The organism is Streptomyces sp. NPDC005898, assembly GCF_040629635.1.
Classification (GTDB): Bacteria; Actinomycetota; Actinomycetes; order Streptomycetales; family Streptomycetaceae; genus Streptomyces.
Map to the genome: position 1 here is coordinate 170,680 of NZ_JBEXWC010000013.1, position 19,546 is coordinate 190,225.

At 73.5% G+C, this 19,546-nt stretch carries 15 protein-coding genes; 8 read left to right on the forward strand and 7 right to left on the reverse strand.

Annotated features, from left to right (window positions below):
* The first annotated feature begins 142 nt into the window (after positions 1-142).
* The 4 genes from ABZ385_RS19540 (at position 143) to ABZ385_RS19555 (ending at position 3,363) form a co-directional block, all read left to right on the forward strand.
* On the forward strand, positions 143-1,855 hold the full coding sequence (locus tag ABZ385_RS19540; RefSeq protein WP_358912391.1) for an FAD-dependent monooxygenase: 1,713 nt from the start codon (positions 143-145) through the stop codon (positions 1,853-1,855).
* A 429-nt stretch (positions 1,856-2,284) separates the two neighbouring features.
* On the forward strand, positions 2,285-2,356 hold the full coding sequence (locus ABZ385_RS19545) for a putative leader peptide (protein WP_358701433.1): 72 nt from the start codon (positions 2,285-2,287) through the stop codon (positions 2,354-2,356).
* An 81-nt stretch (positions 2,357-2,437) separates the two neighbouring features.
* Positions 2,438-2,977 (forward strand): cysteine dioxygenase, encoded by a 540-nt coding sequence (locus ABZ385_RS19550; protein WP_358582018.1) that lies wholly within the window; start codon positions 2,438-2,440, stop codon positions 2,975-2,977.
* Positions 2,968-3,363, forward strand: coding sequence for a rhodanese-like domain-containing protein (locus ABZ385_RS19555; RefSeq protein ID WP_358582064.1), 396 nt, complete (start codon positions 2,968-2,970; stop codon positions 3,361-3,363). The genes ABZ385_RS19550 and ABZ385_RS19555 overlap by 10 nt, the downstream gene beginning before the upstream one ends.
* A 69-nt stretch (positions 3,364-3,432) precedes the next feature.
* Here ABZ385_RS19555 and ABZ385_RS19560 read toward each other — a convergent pair whose 3' ends face one another.
* The 6 genes from ABZ385_RS19560 to ABZ385_RS19585 form a co-directional block, all read right to left on the reverse strand.
* On the reverse strand, positions 3,433-5,979 hold the full coding sequence (locus tag ABZ385_RS19560; protein WP_358912393.1) for an FtsX-like permease family protein: 2,547 nt from the start codon (positions 5,977-5,979) through the stop codon (positions 3,433-3,435).
* On the reverse strand, positions 5,976-6,791 hold the full coding sequence (locus ABZ385_RS19565; RefSeq protein ID WP_358582014.1) for a helix-turn-helix domain-containing protein: 816 nt from the start codon (positions 6,789-6,791) through the stop codon (positions 5,976-5,978). The genes ABZ385_RS19560 and ABZ385_RS19565 overlap by 4 nt, the downstream gene beginning before the upstream one ends.
* 144 nt (positions 6,792-6,935) lie before the next feature.
* The gene (gene recX, locus ABZ385_RS19570) at positions 6,936-7,718 is read right to left on the reverse strand and encodes a recombination regulator RecX (RefSeq protein WP_358582012.1); all 783 of its coding nucleotides are present in this window, start codon (positions 7,716-7,718) and stop codon (positions 6,936-6,938) included.
* Positions 7,719-7,721: 3 nt separating this feature from the next.
* Positions 7,722-8,846, reverse strand: a complete 1,125-nt coding sequence (gene recA / locus ABZ385_RS19575; protein ID WP_358582010.1) for a recombinase RecA — start codon at positions 8,844-8,846, stop codon at positions 7,722-7,724.
* 611 nt (positions 8,847-9,457) lie between these two features.
* Positions 9,458-10,732, reverse strand: coding sequence for an AI-2E family transporter (locus ABZ385_RS19580; protein ID WP_358582008.1), 1,275 nt, complete (start codon positions 10,730-10,732; stop codon positions 9,458-9,460).
* Positions 10,733-10,884: 152 nt separating this feature from the next.
* Positions 10,885-11,079: a DUF3046 domain-containing protein gene (locus ABZ385_RS19585; protein WP_358582006.1), complete on the reverse strand. Its 195-nt coding sequence runs from the start codon at positions 11,077-11,079 to the stop codon at positions 10,885-10,887.
* A gap of 79 nt (positions 11,080-11,158) precedes the next feature.
* Between ABZ385_RS19585 and ABZ385_RS19590 the strand changes: the two genes are divergently transcribed.
* The 4 genes from ABZ385_RS19590 (at position 11,159) to ABZ385_RS19605 (ending at position 19,175) form a co-directional block, all read left to right on the forward strand.
* The gene (locus tag ABZ385_RS19590) at positions 11,159-12,172 is read left to right on the forward strand and encodes a hypothetical protein (RefSeq protein WP_358582003.1); all 1,014 of its coding nucleotides are present in this window, start codon (positions 11,159-11,161) and stop codon (positions 12,170-12,172) included.
* 156 nt (positions 12,173-12,328) lie between these two features.
* Positions 12,329-17,005: an ATP-dependent helicase gene (locus ABZ385_RS19595; RefSeq protein WP_358912395.1), complete on the forward strand. Its 4,677-nt coding sequence runs from the start codon at positions 12,329-12,331 to the stop codon at positions 17,003-17,005.
* A gap of 429 nt (positions 17,006-17,434) precedes the next feature.
* A complete protein-coding gene (locus ABZ385_RS19600) occupies positions 17,435-18,235 on the forward strand; it encodes a DNA-formamidopyrimidine glycosylase family protein (RefSeq protein WP_358912397.1) in 801 nt (266 codons plus the stop codon).
* A 106-nt stretch (positions 18,236-18,341) separates the two neighbouring features.
* Entirely contained in the window at positions 18,342-19,175 is an 834-nt protein-coding gene (locus tag ABZ385_RS19605) for an SDR family oxidoreductase (protein ID WP_358581994.1), read from the forward strand.
* On the opposite strand, the gene ABZ385_RS19610 is transcribed toward ABZ385_RS19605, so the two are convergent.
* On the reverse strand, positions 19,123-19,362 hold the full coding sequence (locus ABZ385_RS19610) for a hypothetical protein (RefSeq protein ID WP_358582061.1): 240 nt from the start codon (positions 19,360-19,362) through the stop codon (positions 19,123-19,125). The two genes, ABZ385_RS19605 and ABZ385_RS19610, sit on opposite strands and share 53 nt — an antisense overlap.
* Between the last annotated feature and the right edge of the window lie 184 nt (positions 19,363-19,546).

Consider the following 19,546-nt stretch of genomic DNA (forward strand, 5'->3'; position numbering starts at 1 on the left):
GTCACTTGACGCAAGCACCGGCAATGGGTTGCATACGTTCTGTGATCGTGCACCGGGCTCCAACTGCCAGCTCCTACAGGTACGTCCAGCGCTTCCGAGCAGCCCGGACCCTCGGCTCCCGACGGGCCGGAGGGTGTGTGCCGTGGACCCGGTGATCGTCGTCGGCGCGGGACCCGTCGGCCTCGCCCTGGCTCTCGCCCTCGCCCGCCACTCGGTGCCCACGGTGGTCCTGGACGACGGTCCCGGCAAGGACGAGCAGCGCCTGGCGCGGACGGTCGTGCTCCGGGAGGACACCGCCGGCTTCGTGGAACGGCTGGTGGGCCACTCGCTCGGTGATCCGCGGTCGGGTGCGCGCTGGACCAATTGGCGGTCCCTTCGGCGCAAGCAGGTGATGCGGGAGCTCTCCTTCGGGGACGAGGTGCCCGCCCCGCTGCACGTGCCGCAGCACGTGCTGACCGGTGCGCTGCGCGACGCCATCGCCCACGAGCGCCTGGTCGAGATGGCGGTGGGGAGCAAGCTCGACGCCCTGGAACAGGACTCCTCCGGAGTGACCGCCCACACGCGCGGGCCGAAGGACACGTGGTGGCGGGGCAGTTACCTGGTGGGGTGCGACGGGTCCCGCTCGACGGTGCGCAAGCTGCTCGACATCCGCTTCCCCGGCCGTACGGCCGTCGAGCGACACGCCGTGGCAGCACTGCGTACGGAACTTCCCTGGCCCGGTGAGGCGTTGCTGCACCGGATGCCTCCGTGGCGCGGCGCGGGCGCCGAGGTGACCGGGCGCCCGCTGGTGGACGGGGTGTGGCGCCTCGACTGGCTGCTGCCGCCGCGCGGCGAGCTGGTGACCCCCGACGCCCTCGTCCAGCGGATCCGGGAGACCCTCGCCGGCTGGTGCGGGGGTGCCACACCGCCGTACGAACTGCTCGACACCGGTGTCCACCTCGTCCACCACCGCCTCGCCCGCCGGTGGCGGGTCGGCCGCTCCTTCCTCGCCGGGGACGCCGCGCATCTACTCGGCGCGCTCGGAACGCAGGGACTCGACGAGGGGCTGCGGGACGCCGACAACCTCGCGTGGAAGCTGGCGTTCGCCTGGCACCACGGCGAGCGCGACGCGCTGCTCGACAGCTACCAGGCCGAGCGGCGGGCCGGCGTGGCCGCGCGCCTGCGCGCCGCCGACCAGTCGCTGCCGGTCCTGCGGGGCGGCAAGGGCCTGCGCTCCTACGTGCCGGGGTCCGCGCGCGGGCACGACGCGCTCCTCACGGACGGCCACGTGGGGCGCGGGCCGCTCGGCGCGCCCTCGTCGTACGCGCACTCGCCGCTGGCGCCCGCGCCCTCGGAGTCCGAGGTGGCGGTGGGCACGGAGGTGGGCGCGCCCGTGGCCGATGTGCGGGTGACGGCGCCCGACGGCTCGTTCGTCCAGCTGCGGGAACGGCTCGGGTTCGGCCGGCTCCTCGTCCTCCTGGTCGCGCCGGGCACCGTGGTGTGGGAGCGGCGGCACTGGGTGACGGCCGGGATCATGCCGCGCCTCGCCGCCGCCGTCACGGCGCTGCCGCACCCCGCCGAACTGCTCGTCGCGGAGAGCTACCCCGGGGCCGCCGCGCACTCGGTCCTGCTCATCCGCCCCGACGGCCACCTGGTCACCGCGCTCTCCGGAGTGCGCCCCGCCGAGCTGTACGCGGCGGCCGAGGCGGCGGTGGGCGGCGCGAAGCCGGTGAAGCGCGCCGCCAAGGACGGGGCCGGTGAAGCGGCGGACGCCGGTGACGACGCCCAGCGGGGCGGTGGCGGTGGCGGGGAGACCCGAGTGAGCGCGGAGGGGAGCAGCGGGGCCAAGGCGCGGGCGGGGCGGCCGGCGAAGTGAGGGGCGGCGGCGCGGGCGGGGCGGTTGGCGGTGTGCGGGAGGCGGGGCGCCCGGCGTCGTTGCGGGCGAGGCGGCCGGCGTCGTTGCGGGCGGGGCGGCCGGCGTCGTTGCGGGCGGGGCGGCCGGCGTCGTTGTGGGCGAGGCGGCCGGCGTCGTTGCGGGCGGGGCGGCCGGCGTCGTTGCGGGCGAGGCGCCTGGCGTCGTTGCGGGCGGGCGGCCGGTGTGGTTGCGGGCGAGGCACCCGGCTTCGTCGCGGGCGGGCGGCCGGCGTCGCTGTGGGCGAGGCGGCCAGCGTCGTTCGGGCGAGGCGCCCAGTGTGGTTGCGGGTGGGGCGGTGACCGATCGCCGGGACCCCGGCGACCGCATGCTGAGCAGCAGTTGACCGCCTCCCACCTCCATGGTCTACTCCGGATCGTGACCGACACCGATGTGCGCCTGTGGCGGAGGGTCCACATGGACCTCGTCCGCTACGCGGGCTGCGTGTGTCTCCCGTCCTGCTGATGCCGCGTCTGTCATCCGCGCGCTGAGCGCCTTCCCGCGGCCTGCTCGCGCGCTCTTCAGCGAACTTCCTGGACGGTACCCGTGTCTGTTTCCGCCATCACTCCCTCGCGCACGCCCGCGCGCCCGACGGCTCCCACCGCCGCCGAACTCCTCGACTTCGTGCGCCGCAGCGCGGCCGACGCCCGGCTCATCGCCTCCCTGCCGCTGGATCCCGAGGGCCGCACCTGGGTGCGCCTCGCGGGGCCGGGCGGCAGCGAGGCCTGGCTGATCGGCTGGCCGCCGGGCAGCGGCACCGGCTGGCACGATCACGCGGAGTCGGTCGGCGCGTTCCTCACCGCCGCTGGCACGCTCAAGGAGAACTCCCTGGCCGTACGTCTGCCCACCGACGGCTGGAAGACCCTGGAGCTCTCCGAGGACGTCGACCGGGAACGAGAACTGGCGCGCGGTCAGGGCCGTGCCTTCGGCCGCAACCACGTACACGAGGTGCTCAACGAGTCGACCACCGAGCACGCCATCTCCGTGCACGCGTACTACCCGCCCCTGCCCCGGATCCGCCGCTACAGCCGCACCGGCGAAGTGCTCCGCCTGGAGTCCGTGGAGCGCCCGGAGGACTGGCAGTGAGCGAACAACCGCTCGGCATCGACGCGTTGCTGGAGCGCGTACGGCGCGACCTCGACCGGGTCACCCCCCAGGAGGCGTACGCGCTCTCCGAGGCCGGTGGCCTGCTCGTCGACATCAGGTACGCGGCCCTGCGGGAACGGGACGGGCTGATTCCCGGGGCACTGGTCGTCGAACGCAACGAACTGGAGTGGCGCCTCGACCCTCAGGGCTCCCACCGCGCTCCGGAGGCCACCGGCCACGACCTGCGAGCCGTCGTGATCTGCAACGAGGGGTACGCGTCGAGCCTCGCGGCGGCATCGTTGCGGCAGCTGGGGCTGCGGCACGCGACCGATCTGATCGGCGGCTTCCAGGCGTGGCGAGCGTCGGGTCTCCCGGTCACACCGTGAACGCGACGAGTGGGCGCACCGGGCCGTCGCCGGCCGGATGCGCCCACCCCTGCGTACTGCCTGGGCGCGCTACTCCTTGGCCGTCGCCACCGTGACCGGGAGCGGCCGCATGGCGGCGCGGCCGGGCAGCGCGGTCGCCACCAGGGCGAGCAGCCCGGCGACCGCGATCACAGACAGGTACACCAGCGGCGTGACCGTCGGCGCCGCACTGCCCGTCATGCCCACGCTGAACGCGGCCAGGACGGCGAGGGCCACCCCGCTGCCGAGGGCCGTGCCGATGAGCAGCACCGCCAGCGCCTCCGTGCGCAGCATCCGCAGCACCTGGCGGCGCGTGGCGCCCGCGAGCCGGAGCATCGCGAACTCGCGGACGCGCTCGGACACCGACATCGCCAGGGTGTTGACGACCGCGATGGCGGTGAAGGCCAGGACGAGACCCATGGCGATCAGGTTCACGTCGGCGTTGGCCTGCCGGCGCTCCGCCCGAAGGCTGTCGGCGGCAGCCGGGTCCAGCACGTCGATCCCCGGGAACTTCCGCACGGCTCCCGCGAGTTGTTCCCGCGTACGGTCGCTCTTGACGAGGGCCGTGATGGCGAGCGGGTTGTCGACGTGGCGGGCGGCCAGATCGTGCGCCATGGTCAGATCGCCGAACCCGAGCCCGCGGGCGTACACGGCGCGGACGGTCAGTTCGGCCTTCGTGCCGTCTCCGAGCGTGAACTTGAGCCTGCTGCCCGGCTTCAGTCCCAGGCGGTCGGCGGCCAGTTCGCTGACGGCGGCGCTGTCCTCGCCGAAGCCCTTCAGGGAGCCGGCGGTGACGTCGGGATCCCAAATCCTCCGGAGGCCTTCGGGCGTGACGCCCTGCGCCGGGTACTTGTCGAGCCCCACGCGCACGGTGGTGCGGACGACCTCGGTGACGGCCTCGACGCCTTCGGTCCTACGAAGTTCCCGCGCGGCCTGCGCCGGGATGCCCGGTCCCTGCGCGGCGAGCACCCAGTTCGCGCGGGTGCCCTCGCGGGCCTCGGCGCCGGCCGCGGTGTCCAGGGTGGGCTGGATGAAGAGGACGGTGCAGGTCATGCCGGTGAGGAGGGCGAGCGGGGTGACGGCGGCGGCCAGCCGGGCCGCGTTGCCGCGCAGGTTGGCGTGCGCGAGCTTGCCCGCGGGGCCCGTCAGCCGGAGGGGACCGCGCAGCAGGGCGGCGGCCGCCCGGACGGCGAGCGGGCCGAGGAGCGCGATGGCGCAGGCGAAGACGACGACGGCCAGGAAGGTCACGGGAGTCGAGGCGGCCTCGGTGCGCAGCATGCTCAGCACGACGACCAGGACGGTGCCGCCGACGAGCAGGAGCAGACCGGCGATGATCCTGCTCCAGGCCGGCCGTGCCGGCTCGGTGCGGGCCTCGGCGAGGGCTTCGGCGGGCCGGATGCGGACGATCCGGCGCCCGGCGACGCGGGCGGCGGCCCAGGCGCCGAGCAGGGTCGCGCCGATGGCGGCGAAGGGCGGCAGGACGCTGACGGTGTGTTCGAGGGTGGCTAGCACGGTTCCCGTCTCCACGAACCGGAGGTACAGCCAGCCGCCGAGCGGAAGCCCGGCGAGCGATCCGATGACGCCCGCCACGGCTCCGATGAGAAGCGCCTCGCGCCCGAGAAGCCTGCGGATCTGCTTCGGTGTCGCGGCGACGGCACGCAGCAGGGCGAGTTCGCGGTGGCGCTGCTGGACGGAGAGGGCGAAGGTGCCGACGACCACGAGGACGGCGACCAGCAGGGACGTGCCGCCCATGGCACCGCCCATGCTGACGAGCTTGACGCGGGCTCCGGCCGCGTCCAGGAACTCGACGGGGCCGCGGTCGTCGCCCGTGCTGACCCGCGCGGTCGTGCCGTCCAGAGCGTGCCGGAGGGACTCCTTGAGATCGGCGGCGTCGGTGCCCTTGGCCGGGACGACACCGAACGCGGTGACCTTGCCGGGGTGCGCCGCGAGCCGCTCCGCCTCCGCGGAGGAGAAGAAGAGCGAGGTCTGGTGGGCGAGGGCGCCGTCCTTGGGGGCGGCGATGCCCGTCACGCGGTAGCTGCGGGGGCTTCGCGTCGACTGGACAGTGAGCCGGTCGCCGGGCGTCAGCCCCGCGCGGTCGGCGAGAGCACGGTCGATGACGAGGTCACCGGCCGCCCGCGGGGCGCCGCCCGCGACGAGACGGAAGGGGGTGAGCGCGGCGGAACTCCAGGCGTGCCCGTACGCGGGTCTGTCACCGCCTCTCGCCGCAGCGGGCGCCAACGGCTGCGCGAGGAAGGTCAGTTCGGGTACGACCCTTTTGACTCCCGGGGTCGTCTCGATCCTGTCCCCGATGGCGGCGGCCGGCAGCCACGCCCGTTCCGCGAGGGGTTTCGCCTTGTGCTTGACCTTCGTCTTGCCCTTCTTGTGCTTGACCGTGGTCCGGTGGACGTTCTGATCGGCGGAGACGAGCACGGGGGCGGCGGCGTAGCGCTCGGTCTTGATGGTGCCGCGCAGGCCGGTCTCCAGAAGGGTGCCGCAGGCCGTGATCAGTGCGGCCGCGCACATCAGCGCGAGAAAGGCGCCCAGAAATCCGCCTTTGCGGTCTCTGACGGTCTGCAAGGCGTAGCGCAGCATCATGAGGGTTCGGTCTCTCTTCGGTTGTCGCGGGAGGCGGCGGGCACGGCCGCTGCGGCTGGCGCAGGTGCGGGCGCGGGTGCGGGGAAGGCCAGGAAGCGGGTGAGCACCGTGCGGGCGCGGTCTGGGGTGTCGGCGTCGGGCCGCTTGTAGCGGTTGAGCAGCGCGATGTACTCCTCGAAGAACTCGCGGAGTTCGGGGAAGGTCAGCCGGATCGTGCCGCGCGCGTAGGGGAACGCGTCGGCCCACTCGCCCCGTTCGGTGTCCGCGTCCCGCTGCGCCTGCTCGAAGAGGTCGAGGTCGGCGGCGTACGAGTGGCGGTTGAGTTCGTCCATGACGTGCCGCGTCTCGCCGCTCTGCCGACTGCGCGGCGGAAAGCGGCGGTCGCCGGGGAGAGCCCGCCACCAGCGCTCGCGTCCGTGCCCGGAGCCGGGTGTCTCCTCGACGAAGCCGTAGCGTGCCAGCTCGCGCAGGTGGTAGCTGGTGGCGCCGGTGTTGAGGCCGAGGGCCCTGGCGAGCGTCGCCGAGGTGGCCGGGCCGTGCACGGTGAGGTGGTGCAGCATCTGCTGCCGCCGCGGCTGTGCGAGCGCCTTGAGCACGCGGAGGTCGGACAGTTCTTCCGGGGGCGGGGGCCGCCCCGGGACGGGCGACGAGGCCGGGGCGGAGGCCGGGACCGGGGCAGACGCCGGGACCCGGGCCGGGGCGGGAGCCATCGGAACCCGGTCGGAGGCCGTGTCCGTGGCCGAGCCGGAGTCCGCGTCGGGGGCCGTGTCGGGGGCCTGCGCCGTGTCAGTGGTGCCGGGTGCCTGTGCCATGCGTACACAGTCGCCTGTGCACAGGTTCGTGTGCACTGCGGTGGCCCGGCGTCTCCGCAGGGGGGTTAACCCCACCCCACGGAGCGCTGGTCGGGGTACGTGGACCGTTCCGGTTGCCGCCCCACCCCCGTGGGAGCGGCCCGCTCAGAACGTCTCGTGCCCCAAGTCCTCCGTGTCCTCGCCCTCTTCCTCCAGGGCCTGCCGGACCACTCTGAGCGCCATGCCCTCGCCGTAGCCCTTGCGGGCGAGCATGCCCGCAAGGCGACGCAGCCGCTTGTCCCGGTCGAGGCCGCGCGTGGAACGAAGCTTGCGGGCGACGAGCTCGCGCGCGGTCGCCTCCTCCTGCTCCGCGTCGAGCTGTCCCACGGCCTCGTCGATCAGCGTGGATTCCACGCCCTTGGTGCGCAGCTCCCTGGCGAGCGCGCGGCGGGCCAGGCCCCGGCCGTGGTGCCGGGACTCCACCCAGGCGTCCGCGAAGGCGCTGTCGTCGATCAGACCGACCTCTTCGAAGCGGGAGAGGACTTCTTCCGCCACGTCGTCGGGGATCTCCCGCTTGCGCAGCGCGTCGGCGAGCTGCTTGCGGGTGCGAGCGGTACCGGTGAGCAGGCGCAGACAGATCGCCCGCGCCCGCTCGGCCGGGTCCCCCGTGGGCGGCTCCCCCTTCTCGGCCCTCGACGAGGAAGGGGAGCCGCTGTCCTGGTGGTCACCGAAGCCGCCACGGCGTCGACGCCGCCCGCCGCGCCGGCCGGTGCCGTCCTCCTGGTGAGCGTCACCGCCCCAGAAGCCGGTGCCGTCCCCCTCATGGAAGTCACGGTCGGCGCCCCGCCCGGCGCCGTCCTGCTCCGCACCGTCCCCGTGGCCCCGCCCCGCCGCGCCGGGGCGGCTTTCGGGGGCGGTGTGGTCCGCCCAGCCGGTTCGTCGCGTCACGGGCTAGCTCTTGGCTGTCGCGGCCTTGGACTTGGTGGCCTTGGCCGCCGGCCCGGGCACCGTCTTGGCGGCGTCCTCGACCGGGGTCACAGCCGCCGCGTCCACGCCCGGCTCGACGGCCGGGGCCTCGGGCCGCACGCCGACGCCCAGCTTCTCCTTGATCTTCTTCTCGATCTCGTTGGCGAGGTCGGGGTTGTCCTTCAGGAAGTTGCGGGCGTTCTCCTTGCCCTGGCCGAGCTGGTCGCCCTCGTACGTGTACCAGGCGCCGGCCTTGCGGACGAAGCCGTGCTCCACACCCATGTCGATCAGACCGCCCTCACGGCTGATGCCCTGGCCGTAGAGGATGTCGAACTCGGCCTGCTTGAAGGGCGGCGCGACCTTGTTCTTGACGACCTTGACGCGGGTGCGGTTGCCCACCGCGTCCGTGCCGTCCTTCAGGGTCTCGATACGGCGGATGTCCATGCGCACCGAGGCGTAGAACTTCAGCGCCCGGCCACCGGTCGTGGTCTCCGGGGAGCCGAACATCACGCCGATCTTCTCGCGGAGCTGGTTGATGAAGATCGCGGTGGTCTTGGACTGGTTGAGCGCGCTGGTGATCTTCCGGAGCGCCTGGCTCATCAGACGGGCCTGCAGACCCACGTGCGAGTCGCCCATCTCGCCCTCGATCTCCGCGCGCGGCACCAGCGCGGCGACGGAGTCGATGACGATGAGGTCGAGGGCGCCGGAGCGGACCAGCATGTCGACGATCTCGAGAGCCTGCTCGCCGTTGTCCGGCTGGGACAGGATGAGGTTGTCGATGTCGACGCCGAGCTTCTTCGCGTACTCGGGGTCGAGGGCGTGCTCCGCGTCGATGAACGCCACCGAGCCGCCGGCCTTCTGCGCGTTCGCCACCGCGTGCAGCGTGAGGGTCGTCTTACCGGAGGACTCCGGTCCGTACACCTCCACCACACGGCCGCGCGGGATGCCGCCGACGCCGAGCGCGACGTCGAGCGCGGTCGATCCCGTGGGGATGACCTCGATGGGCTCGTTCGGCCGCTCGCCCATGCGCATCACTGCGCCCTTGCCGAATTGCCGTTCAATCTGTGCGAGCGCGGCGTCGAGCGCCTTCTCGCGGTCGGTTCCTGCCATGGGTTCCACCCGATTTGCTTGTGTCGATCGCTTCACGTCAAAGACGCTAACGCCTGCCACTGACAATCCGCCTCGACGCCCGTCCAGCCTGTGGATAACTCGAGGCCATCCCTCACCGAAATCCTCCGGAGCGTGCCAGGGATCCCCCTCACACCCCCGGAAAATCGCCGCCGGACACCCCATGAGAATGGATGTTCGATTTCAGTGTCAAGCGGGGCTCGCCGCCCCCGGCGGCCGCGGCGGCGGGTGCACTCGTGCGGGGCCGCGAGGCAGCCCAATCCCTGGCCCGGGCGAGGTGCGCCGGGCAGAATCCAGCGCTGTGGTGATCACCGGGGACGAACTCAACCGGGCCACCCTCAGCCGCCAGCTGCTGCTGGGACGTGAGCCGCTGACCGTCCAGGCCGGCCTACGGCGTGTGGTCGCACTCGTGGCGGCCGGAGCAGGTCCGCTGCCCGCGGGAGGGGCAGACGGTCTACGGCCGACATCACTACTGGGGGGCCACGTTCCCCGCAGCCCGCCTCGACGATGCCGAGGTCCGCCTGCTGCCCCTGTGAGCAGTGGTTCCTCCCGTCACCGGGGGCTCCTTCGAGGCCCCGCGCAAGCCGCGGGGCCTACGGTCGCCCGCCCGGTTCCGGACGGGTCTCGGACTCCGCCGCCGCCCCAGGGTCGTTCGGCCCGCGCAAGGCGCGCCGCACGCGCGCGAGGAGGGGTGGCCCGACCCGGCGCCGGTGACCGTGCACCCTGGGGTCGTCCGTGACGTCGTACCTCTTCACGTACGCCCCCAGGAAGGCCTGCAGGGTCGCGACGGCGGGGATGGCGATGAGCGCGCCGACCGCGCCGAGGAGCGCCGTCCCCGCGATGACCGAGCCGAAGGCGACCGCGGGGTGGATGTCCACGCTCTTGGCGGTGAGTTTGGGCTGGAGCACGTAGTTCTCGAACTGCTGGTAGATCACCACGAAGATCAGCACCCAGAGCGCGTACCAGGGTTCGACCGTGAAGGAGATCAGCATCGGCAGGGCGCCCGCCAGATACGTGCCGATCGTGGGGATGAACTGGGAGACCAGGCCCACCCACACGGCGAGCACGGGCGCGTAGGGGACGTCGAGCGCCTGGAGCAGGATGTAGTGGGCGATCCCGGAGATCAGGGCCATCAGGCCGCGGGAGTAGAGGTAGCCGCCCGTCTTGTCGACCGCGATCTCCCAGGCGCGCAGCACTTCGGCCTGCTTGGCCGGCGGCAGCACCGAGCACAGGGCGCGCCGCAGCCGCGGTCCGTCGGCCGCGAAGTAGAACGAGAACAGCAGGATCGTCAGGAGCTGGAAGAGGCCGCCGAGAACCTGCGCGGAGACGTCCAGGACGCCGCTGGCGCTGTTCTGGACGTACTTCTGCAGCCAGTCGGAGTGGACCAGGCTGTCCTGCACCTCGACGCGCGACAGTTCGGTGTGGAACGTCTGGTTGATCCAGCTGATGACCTTGTCCAGGTAGTCGGGGAAGTCCTCGACCATGTCCACGATCTGGCCCGCGAGCATCGAGCCCATCAGCGTCACGAAGCCCGCGCCCGCGATCACGACGCTCATGAAGACGATGAACGTGGCGAAGCCCCTGCGCAGGCCCCGCGCGGCCATCCAGCTCACCGCCGGCTCGACGGCCAGCGCCAGGAAGAACGCGATCAGAACGTTGATCAGCAGTCCGGTCAGCTGGTGGAAGGCCCAACTGCCCAGCTGGAAGCATGCGATGAGGGCGAGGGCGAGCACCATGGCGCGCGGCAGCCACCGCGGCATGCGGGCGCCGCTCCCCGCCTGTGCCCCGGAGGGGGGCTGAGCGGGCGGCCTCGTGCCGGGCGGGGCGGTGTCCTGGGTGACCTGCGCGGTCTCGTCTGTGGGTGCCACGGGGCCAGTCTCGCCCACTCCGGCGCCAATCGGTCGCCGCCCCCGTGTCTTGTGACGGCCCGCGCACCCCCCGAGGAGTGCTCACGCGCGCGTGGCGCCACCCGGCGGCAGCCGTGCCCTCCGTGGCCGGCGCTTCGGTGAGCCGCCTGGGGTCAGCGTTTTTCGGGCGGTACGTCCATGGCCGCGCAGACCGCACGCCAGACGTCCTTGGCCTCCCAGCCGGCGTCCAGCGCCTCATGGACCGTCCGGCCGCCCAGTTCCGCCATCACGTGATCGCGCGCGAAGGAGTCGGCGTACCCCGCTCCGAAGTGGGCCGCCATCCGCTGCCAGAAGACCGTCAACCGCATGCCTCCAGTATCGCGCCCCTGAGAGTGCAGCCCCGCGCAGGGGGCTCGGCGAGGGTGCGTTCCGCCCTACGGTCGGGACATGGCCGAAACCGGAGCATCCCCCGACCCCGTGCCCTCCCTTGACCGCGTGCCGTCCCTCGGCACAGGGACCTCCCCCGACACCGGGCCCTCCCCCGCGGCGGCCTCCTCGCCGCTCGCCCGCGCCGAGCACTTCGTCTGGCTCACCGCGCGTGTCCTGGAGCAGCGGCGGTTCACGTACCACTTCCGCGATGGCGGCGACCGGGCCGCGGACGCCGTGGAGAGTGCCCTCGCCGCGTACGCCACCGAGGACGGGGGGTACGGGTACGGACTCGAACCCGATCTGCGCGGCCCCGTGAGCCAGCCGCTGCACACCGGACACGCGCTCCGGGTCCTGGACTCGATCCGGCGCTGCGGCGGGCAGCGGGTGGAGCGCGTCTGCCGCTGCCTGACGTCCCTTTCGACGTCGGAGGGTGCTCTTCCCGCGATCCATCCCAGCCAGCGCGGCTACCCTTCGGCGCCGTTCGCGCCTGTCGTGGACGATCCTCCCGGCGAGCTGCTCTCCACCGGTCCCGTGGTCGGGTTGCTGCACCGCAACGAGGTGTGGCACGCCTGGCTCTTCCGGGCCACCGACTTCTGCTGGGCCGCCGTCGAATCGCTGGAGAAGTCACACCCGTACGAGGTGCAGGCAGCCGTCGCCTTCCTCGACGGCGCACCCGACCGTCCGCGCGCCGAGGCCGCCGCCGACCGCCTCGGCCGCCTCGTGCGCGAGCAGCGGCTGGCCGCGCTGGACCCCGACGACCTGGCCGCGTACCCCGTGTCGCCGGGGTACGCGCCCGGCGAGCACCACTTCGCGCACGACTTCGCGAGGGTCCCCGAGTCGCTCGCCCGCGCCTGGTTCACCGACGCCGAGATGGAGCGCTCGCTGGACTTTCTGGCGCGGGAACAGCAGGAGGACGGCGGCTGGCCCGTCCGATGGCGGCAGTGGGCGCCGACCACGGCCCTGGAATCCCGGCCGATCGTGACCATCGAGGCGCTGCGCACACTGCGGGCCCACGGGCGGTCCATCGGCTGAGGGGCGACTTGCGCACCGTGTCGGGATGCGGGACCCCCGTGATCGCCGCGTGAGCACTCCCCGGTGCCACCCCCTCCGGATCCATTCCGCAACCCGCCCGCGACACCGTTTGCGCAGGTCGACGCCGTTGTCAGTGGCGGGGTGCACGATGGGGGCATGGTCAGCTCCGCGTCCGGTGCCCACGGCGCCCTCGACGAGTTCTCCCCCGCGACCCGCGGCTGGTTCACGGGGGCCTTTTCCGCGCCCACCTCCGCCCAGGCCGGCGCCTGGCGGGCGATCGCCGAGGGTTCCGACGTGCTGGTCGTCGCGCCGACCGGTTCCGGCAAGACGCTGGCCGCGTTCCTGGCCGCACTCGACCAGCTCGCCTCGACCCCGCCGCCGGCGGACCCGAAGAAGCGCTGTCGGGTGCTGTACGTCTCACCGCTGAAGGCCCTCGCCGTCGACGTGGAGCGCAATCTGCGCAGCCCGCTCACCGGCATCCGTCAGGAGGCCGTGCGCCTGGGCATGCCCGAGCCCGAGGTGCGCGTGGGCATCCGTTCGGGCGACACCCCCGCCGCCGAGCGGCGCGCCCTGTCCACCCGCCCGCCGGACATCCTGATCACGACCCCCGAGTCGCTCTTCCTGATGCTCACCTCGGCCACCAGGGAGGCGCTCACCGGCATCGAGACGGTGATCCTCGACGAGGTGCACGCCGTCGCGGGCACCAAGCGCGGCGCCCATCTCGCGCTGTCCCTGGAGCGGCTCGACGAGCTGCTGCCCAAGCCCGCGCGCCGCATCGGCCTGTCGGCGACCGTGCGGCCGGTGGACGAGGTGGCGCGCTATCTCTCCCCCAAGCGCAAGGTGGAGATCGTCCAGCCGCCGTCCGGCAAGAAGTTCGACCTCTCGGTGGTCGTCCCCGTCGAGGACCTGGGGGAGCTGGGCGGCTCCCCGGTCGCCGACTCCGGGGACGGCACGGGTGCGGCGGCCGAGCGCCCCTCCATCTGGCCGCACGTCGAGGAGCGCATCACTGACCTGGTCCAGGCACACCGCTCGACGATCGTCTTCGCCAACTCCCGCCGCCTGGCGGAGCGCCTGTGCAACCGCCTCAACGAGATCGCGTACGAGCGGGCGACCGGTGAGGCCCTCCCCGAGGACCACTCGCCCGCCGAGCTGATGGCCGAGTCCGGCGCCGCCAAGGGCGCCCCGCCGATCCTGGCCCGCGCCCACCACGGCTCGGTCTCCAAGGAGCAGCGCGCGCAGGTCGAGGAGGACCTGAAGGCGGGCAGGCTGCCGGCCGTGGTCGCCACGTCCAGCCTGGAGCTGGGCATCGACATGGGAGCGGTCGACCTGGTCGTGCAGGTCGAGTCGCCGCCGTCCGTCGCCTCCGGGTTGCAGCGCGTGGGCCGCGCGGGCCATCAGGTGGGCGCGGTCTCGACCGGCGTCGTCTTCCCGAAGTACCGGGGAGACCTCGTCCAGGCCGCCGTGGTCACGGAGCGGATGCGGACCGGTGCCATCGAGTCGCTGCGCGTTCCGGCCAACCCGCTGGATGTGCTCGCGCAGCAGCTGGTGGCGATGGTCGCGCTCGACACCTGGCAGGTCGACGACCTTCTCACGGTGGTCCGCAGGGCCGCCTCCTTCGCCTCGCTCCCGGAGTCCGCGTTCACGGCCGTCCTGGACATGCTCGCGGGCCGCTATCCCTCCGACGCCTTCGCCGAGCTGCGTCCCCGCGTGGTCTGGGACCGCGTGGCGGGCACGGTCACCGGACGGCCTGGCGCCCAGCGGCTGGCGGTCACCTCCGGAGGCACGATCCCCGACCGCGGCCTCTTCGGGGTCTTCCTCGCCGGCGCCGACCCCAAGAAGGGCGGCGGCCGCGTCGGCGAGCTGGACGAGGAGATGGTCTACGAGTCGCGGATCGGTGACGTCTTCACGCTCGGCACCAGCTCCTGGCGCATCGAGGACATCACCCGTGACCGTGTGCTCGTCTCCCCCGCCCCCGGCGTCCCGGGCCGCCTGCCCTTCTGGAAGGGCGACCAGCTGGGCCGCCCGCTCGAACTGGGCCGTGCGCTCGGCGCCTTCCTCAGGGAGGTCGGCGCCCTGTCACCGGAGGCCGCGCGCGAGCGGCTGCTCGCGGCGGGCCTCGACTCCTGGGCCGCCGACAACGTGTTGACGTACCTCGCGGAGCAGCGCGAGGCCTGCGGGCACATCCCGGACGACCGCACGATCGTGGTCGAGCGGTTCCGCGACGAGCTGGGTGACTGGCGGGTCGTCGTGCACTCCCCCTTCGGGGCCCAGGTGCACGCCCCGTGGGCGCTCGCCCTGGGCGCGCGCCTGACCGAGCGGTACGGCATGGACGCGCAGGTCATGCACGCCGACGACGGCATCGTGCTGCGCCTGCCGGACGCCGACCTGATGGGCCTGGACCTGCTCGACCAGGACCCCGCCGAGCCCGCCGTCGAGTACGACGCGGAGAAGGCGCCCATCGGGGCCGGTGACGTCGCCTTCGACAAGGGCGAGGTCAACCAGATCGTCACCGACCAGGTGGGCGGCTCGGCCCTGTTCGCCTCCCGCTTCCGGGAGTGCGCCGCCCGCGCCCTGCTGCTGCCGCGCCGCAGCCCCGGCAAGCGCACCCCGTTGTGGCAGCAGCGTCAGCGGGCCGCGCAACTGCTCGAAGTGGCGAGCGAGTTCGGTTCGTTCCCCATCGTCCTGGAGGCCGTCAGGGAATGCCTCCAGGACGTCTTCGATGTGCCGGGCCTCACCGAGCTGATGGGTGACATCGAGTCCCGCAGCGTGCGCCTCGTCGAGGTCACGACCCCCGAGCCCTCCCCCTTCGCCCGCTCCCTCCTTTTCGGGTACGTCGCCCAGTTCCTGTACGAGGGTGACTCCCCGCTGGCCGAACGGCGCGCGGCGGCCCTCTCCCTGGACTCCCACCTGCTCGCCGAACTGCTGGGCCAGGCCGAGTTGCGCGAGCTGCTCGACGCGGACGTCCTGGCCGAGCTGGAGCAAGAGCTGCAATGGCGCACGGAGGACCGCCGGGTCAAGGACCGCGAAGGCGTGGCCGACCTGCTGCGGCTGCTCGGGCCGCTCACGGAGGCCGAGCTGGCCGAGCGCGGTGCGGAGCCCGAGTGGGCCGCCGAGCTGGCGTCAGCGCGCCGCGCCATCCGCGTACGGATCGCCGGGGCCGACCACTGGGCGGCGATCGAGGACGCGGGCCGCCTGCGCGACGCCCTCGGCACCGCCCTGCCCGTGGGCGTACCCGAGGCGTTCACCGAGCCGGTCAAGGACCCCCTCGGCGACCTCCTGGCCCGCTTCGCGCGCACACACGGCCCGTTCACGTCCGCCACGGCCGCCGCGCGCTTCGGTCTCGGAGCGGCGGTCACCGACGGCGCGCTGCAACGCCTCGCGGCGAACGGCCGGGTCGTCCAGGGAGAGTTCCACCCCGCGGGCATCGGCCAGGAGTGGTGTGACGCCGCGGTCCTGCGCCGACTGCGCCGCCGCTCCCTGGCGGCCCTGCGCCATGAGCTGGAGCCGGTGCCTCCCTCGGCACTCGCCCAGTTCCTTCCGCAGTGGCAGCACTTGAACGGCCACGGCCTGCGCGGCGTCGACGGCCTCGCGCGGGCCATCGAGCAGTTGCAGGGGGCCACGGTCCCGGCGTCCGCGCTCGAAAAGCTCGTCCTGCCCGCACGCGTCTCCGGCTACACCCCGGCCATGCTCGACGAACTGACCGCGGCCGGGGAAGTGGTCTGGGCCGGCGCCGGGTCCCTGCCCGGAAAGGACGGCTGGGTCTCCCTCTACCTCGCCGACACCGCGCCCCTGCTCCTGCCTCCCCCGCACCCCCTGGAACTCACCGCGCTGCACCAGTCCGTCCTGGACACCCTCTCCGGGGGGTACGGCCTCTTCTTCCGGCAGATCGCCGACCAGGTCCGCGCCACCACCCACCCCGAGTCCTCCGACCCGCAACTGGCCGACGCCCTCTGGGACCTGGCCTGGTCGGGGCGGCTCACCAACGACACGCTCGCCCCGATGCGCTCGCTCCTGGGCTCGGGCCGCACCGCGGGCGCCACCGCCCACCGGGCCAGACGAGGCATCCCGCGCGGGCGCTACGGCACGCTGACCGCCGCCGCGCGCACCGCCTCCCGTACCGGCCCGCCGACCGTGGCGGGCCGCTGGTCGCTGCTCCCGCCGCGCGAGCCCGACCCGACGCTGCGCGCGCATGCCCTGGCCCGCTCGCTCCTGGACCGGCACGGCGTGGTCACGCGGGGCGCGGTGGCGGCCGAGGGCGTGGAGGGCGGCTTCTCGGCGACGTACCGCGTCCTGTCGGCCTTCGAGGACAGCGGCCAGGCCCGGCGGGGCTACGTCGTGGAAGGGCTCGGCGCGGCCCAGTTCGCGATGGACGGCACGGTGGACCGCCTGCGGGCCACGGCGAACTCCCGGGAGCGCACGGAGGGCGCGCGCCCTTCCGACGCGCAGGCCGCCGTCGTCCTCGCCGCCGCCGACCCCGCCAACGCGTACGGCGCGGCGCTGCCCTGGCCCGAGCCGCCGACCGGCGCGAGCCACAAGCCGGGCCGCAAGGCGGGCTCCCTCGTCGTCCTGGTCGACGGCGAACTGACGCTGTACATGGAGCGCGGCGGCAAGACCCTGCTGGCCTGGCCCGCCGCCCCCGGGGAGCCGGCCGCGGAAGACCCCCGGCTGCCCGCGGCCGCCGGCGCCCTGGCCGCTGCCGCCCGAGCGGGCTCCCTCGGCACGGTCACCGTGGAGCGGGTCAACGGCGCCGCCGCCCTGACCTCCCCCTTCGCCCCCCTCCTGGAAGGAGCCGGCTTCCTGGCCACACCCCGGGGACTACGACTGCGGGCCTGACGGCGCCTTCCACCGGGCTTGGTCGTGCTGCTCGGGGCGTCGCCTGGCGCGCCCCACCCCGCCCGGTGGGGCAGCCAGGCCCGCGTCCCCCCACCCTGCGAGGCCGGGCAGCCAAGCCTGCGTACCCCTACGCCGCCCGGCGGGGCAGCCAGACCTGCACATCCCCACCCCGCCTGCCCATGCGGGCTAGCAGCAAGGCCTGCGCACCCCTACCCAGCCCGGCTGGGCAGCCAGGCCCGCGTACCCCCACCCGGCGGGGCAGCCAGACCTGCGCATCCCCACCCCGCCTGCCCAGTCAACCGGGCAGCCAGGCGACGTACCCCTACCCCGCCCGGCCGAGCAGCCAGCCCTGGCACATCCCCACCCCGCCCCACCAGGCAACCGGGCAGCCAGACCCCCGCACCGCCCACCCCGTGCCACCCTGGAGCCATGCCCGAAGGAGACACCGTCCACCAGGCAGCCCGGCGGCTGCACAGCGCCCTCGCGGGGCACGCCCTCACCCGCTCCGATCTGCGCGTGCCCAAACTCGCGACGGTCGACCTCACCGGCCGCACCGTCCTGGACGTGACCCCGAGGGGAAAGCACCTGCTCACGCGGATCGAGGGCGGGCTCACCCTGCACTCCCACCTCCGCATGGACGGCGCCTGGCGGATCTACGCCCTCGGCGAGCCCTGGCGCGGCGGCCCGGGCCACCAGATCCGGGCCATCCTCGGCACCGCCGAGCGCACCGCCGTCGGATACCGCCTGCCCGTCCTCGAACTGCTCCGCACCGCCGACGAGGACAAGGCCGTGGGCCACCTGGGCCCCGACCTCCTCGGCCCGGACTGGGACCCCGAACGCGCGCTGACCAACCTGCGGGCCACACCGGAACGCGCCCTCGGTGAAGCCCTCTTGGACCAGCGGAATCTCGCCGGCATCGGCAACGTCTACAAGAGCGAGCTCTGCTTCCTCCTGGGAGTCACTCCCTGGCTCCCCGTCGGCGAGCTATCCGAGGACCTGACGGCCCGTCTCCCCGTCCTCTCCAAGAAGCTCCTGGAGGCGAACCGCCACCGCCCCTCCCGTACCACCACGGGCCATGACCGCCCCGGCCGCCGCCTGTACGTGTACGGCCGCGCGCGTCAACCCTGCCTGCGCTGCGGCACCCCGGTCCGGGTGGCGGAACAGGGCGACGGCACGCGCAGCCGCCCCACCTACTGGTGCCCGACCTGCCAGCAGGGCCCGACCCCCTGACCCGACAGCCGACCCCCGCACCCGCACCGGCACCCGCGCCCGCACCCACACACCCGCCCCGCCCACCCAGTTGACGCACCGTCAGATCCGGTCGTACCGTCCCGTCATGCCCCTCAAGGCGTACGACCTCACGGGACGCACCGCGTTCGTCACCGGTGCCGCCGGCGGTATCGGCCGGGCGTCGGCCCTGCTCCTGGCCGAGGCGGGCGCCACTGTCCACTGTGCCGACCGCGACACCCATGGGCTCGACCAGACCGCGACGCTCATCAAGAAGAAGGCCGGCGGCGAAGCCCATACGCACCCGCTGGACGTCACCGACAAAGACCAGGTCGACCGAGCCGTCGCGGCCGCCGCGGCCACCGCGCCCCACGGCCGACTGGACGTCATGGCGGCCATCGCCGGAATCATGCACAGCAGCCCGGTCCTGGAGACGCGCGACGAGGACCTCGACCGGGTCATGAACATCAACTTCAAGGGCGTGCTGTACGCGTGTCAGGCGGCAGCCCGCGCCATGATCGACACGAACCGGGACCCGGCACCGGAAGCGAACCCAGCCGCGGTCACCGCGAGCCCCGCAGGCGGCAGCATCATCACCATGGCCTCGGGGGCGGTGGACACCGGCGCCCCCGGTCTTCTCTGCTACGGCGCGGCGAAAGCCGCCGTCGTCCAGCTCACCAGGACCCTGGCGACAGAAATGGGCCCCCACGGCATCCGGGTCAACGCCATCGCGCCGGGCTGGATCCGCACCCCGATGACCGAGCGCCACGACGCGCGGGCCCAGGCACACACCGAGGGGATCATGGCGCGGATGTCACCCCTGGGCCGCGTCGGCGAACCGGACGAGATCGCGCACACTGTGCTGCACCTGGCCTCCGACGCCTCTTCCTTCACGACGGGCCAGATTTTCCGCCCCAACGGCGGCGTCGCCATGCCCTGGTGACCCGCGCCTTTGCCGCCCCGGTCGGCCCCGACCGCCGCGCGGCCCGCGCCCGCGCTCGGGCCCTCGCCGGCCCCAGTGCCCGGGATTCCGGCACACAGTGGACGGGAAGGAGGCTCAGCCCCCACCCCCCGATCGCGGCAGCCCCTTCCAGGGCCCCCGCGTCGGACGTGAAGGCGAGCCTCAGCATTCCCCACCACCACAGCGCCCCGAGACCAAGGGCAGGCACCCAGCGCACGATCCGCCACGCCACGGCTGTCACGCTCACGGCTATCACGGCTGCCACCTCCCGCCGACGCGAGATCGACGCTAAACGCCCTGGTTCACCCCTCGGGAGGGCGTACCACCGGCAACGGAAGCACTACGCGGCGCAC

What these genes read in the sequence shown, in the direction of transcription:
- ABZ385_RS19590 (WP_358582003.1), top strand. Translation starts at nt 11,159, where the DNA reads ATGGCCGAAACCGGAGCATCCCCCGACCCCGTGCCCTCCCTTGACCGC.
- ABZ385_RS19565 (WP_358582014.1), bottom strand. Translation starts at nt 6,791, where the DNA reads ATGGCACAGGCACCCGGCACCACTGACACGGCGCAGGCCCCCGACACG.
- recA (WP_358582010.1), bottom strand. Translation starts at nt 8,846, where the DNA reads ATGGCAGGAACCGACCGCGAGAAGGCGCTCGACGCCGCGCTCGCACAG.
- ABZ385_RS19560 (WP_358912393.1), bottom strand. Translation starts at nt 5,979, where the DNA reads ATGATGCTGCGCTACGCCTTGCAGACCGTCAGAGACCGCAAAGGCGGA.
- ABZ385_RS19585 (WP_358582006.1), bottom strand. Translation starts at nt 11,079, where the DNA reads ATGCGGTTGACGGTCTTCTGGCAGCGGATGGCGGCCCACTTCGGAGCG.
- ABZ385_RS19600 (WP_358912397.1), top strand. Translation starts at nt 17,435, where the DNA reads ATGCCCGAAGGAGACACCGTCCACCAGGCAGCCCGGCGGCTGCACAGC.
- ABZ385_RS19605 (WP_358581994.1), top strand. Translation starts at nt 18,342, where the DNA reads ATGCCCCTCAAGGCGTACGACCTCACGGGACGCACCGCGTTCGTCACC.
- ABZ385_RS19595 (WP_358912395.1), top strand. Translation starts at nt 12,329, where the DNA reads ATGGTCAGCTCCGCGTCCGGTGCCCACGGCGCCCTCGACGAGTTCTCC.
- ABZ385_RS19610 (WP_358582061.1), bottom strand. Translation starts at nt 19,362, where the DNA reads ATGCTGAGGCTCGCCTTCACGTCCGACGCGGGGGCCCTGGAAGGGGCT.